Origin of the sequence: Mesotoga sp. HF07.pep.5.2.highcov (assembly GCF_003666285.1) — a bacterium.
Taxonomy (GTDB): Bacteria; Thermotogota; Thermotogae; order Petrotogales; family Kosmotogaceae; genus Mesotoga; species Mesotoga prima.
Map to the genome: position 1 here is coordinate 1 of NZ_JFHJ01000484.1, position 1,516 is coordinate 1,516.

At 41.8% G+C, this 1,516-nt stretch carries 2 protein-coding genes; one reads left to right on the forward strand and one right to left on the reverse strand.

Annotation, left to right across the window (positions count from 1 at the left end):
* Window positions 1–20: 20 nt before the first annotated feature.
* Window positions 21–233 carry a hypothetical protein gene (locus BG32_RS10220; protein WP_099772346.1) on the reverse strand — a complete coding sequence of 71 codons (213 nt, stop codon included), beginning with the start codon at window positions 231–233 and terminating at the stop codon, window positions 21–23.
* A gap of 453 nt (window positions 234–686) precedes the next feature.
* Here BG32_RS10220 and BG32_RS10225 point away from each other — a divergent pair.
* Window positions 687–1,516 (forward strand): ATP-binding cassette domain-containing protein (locus BG32_RS10225; RefSeq protein WP_147434945.1); only part of this gene is annotated, 830 nt, incomplete at its 3' end.

A 1,516-nucleotide genomic window follows, 5' to 3' on the forward strand; every position in this document is an offset into this window, starting at 1 on the left:
GCCCCGCAATTACGGGAAAATTATCTCCTGTGACAACCAGGCGAGCAGTATTTGCAGCCGCATACGTTCGGATAGATATCACTTGCCTTCCTAATCGCATCCTGACAGTTATCATAATAGCCAAGATAAGTCTTTGACTCTACTCTTGCCAGCTCAACACAATCACCAGTGTGAACCTCGTAGTCACCCGTCGACAAAACGGAGTCACCAACATAATAGTGCTTGTAAGACATTTCAGATTCCTCCTTGCCCTGACGGATAAGCCAAACCAGTTAAGCATCAGGACGTCAATTCTAACGCAGGCAGACCCCACCGAATCTCGTTCAAAATGAAGAGACTCGTCAATCTGCTTTACATATAAATTTTAACACTAATTAATATTTTATTATCATTCTCTACTGTGATGTTTTTACTTCAAAAGTTGTACTTCACATAACATTAGTTTTCGCGAGTCTCGAATCCTACTATTCTTAATGCTGATCAAGGTTTTTTCGAGTTAGATGTGACTCTGAAAATGTAGAAACCTACACATACATATAGTTTCGATACATTGTGTTGTAGAATGATTATGAGACTCATTCTCAACAAGCAAATGTTTGTTCGACTTTCTTTTCTGATCCGTGATCTATTTATTGTTGCTGCAGCTGTATGAAAGGAAAAAGGCTGCAGAATTCGAGGGATCCGCTATGGAGCAATGTATTCTTGATATCAAAGAACTTAGTAGCAATGACACGGGCAATGTCAATCTCAAGGAGATCAATCTGGAAGTCAACTCTTCTGAAGTTCACGCCCTTGTTGGAGAGTATGGTGCCGGAAAGGAGCTTGTTGTTAATGTTCTCACCGGAGCTGAAAAGAAGATTTCCGGAAGAGTGTTTTTTGATGGAATAGATGTCACGAACAAAATCAAGATCGGAGGTTCGACGGACATCATGTTCCTCCTCGAAGAACCTATGGTTGCAGAGGGTTTAACCGTGGCAGAGAACATGTACATGTTGAGAAGTCATTCCAATGTTATCAAGCTGATTAACCATTCGAAGATAAACCACACTGTGAAAGAACTCATCGCAAGATTCGACCTCGGCATTTCAGAGAAGACTCACGTGTATAAGCTTTCGACCGAGGAGAAAAAGCTTATAGAGCTTCTGAGGCTATGTATTTATGAGCCTCGGTTGGTGGTTCTGTACGAACCTACTGCCAATTTAAGTTCCAAGTCACAGGATCTTCTTCTTAGAATACTCACCGAACTGAAGGAAAAGGGAACGGGAATACTCTATGTCACAAACAAGTGGGACGAGGCAATGAAATACTCCGACAGAATAAGTGTTCTATCCGAAGGGGTGCTTTGTGGAACTCTAAGCTCCGAAGAAGCGAAAGACAAGCCGGAGAAACTTCTAAGACTCATACTCGGATGGAAAAAATCAGATTCGATAAAACGAGAGACCGAGGAAATAGAAACAGAGGACATTATCGACGCCGTTTTGAGGGCGGCCGAGTATCTTACTTCTAATTACGAGAT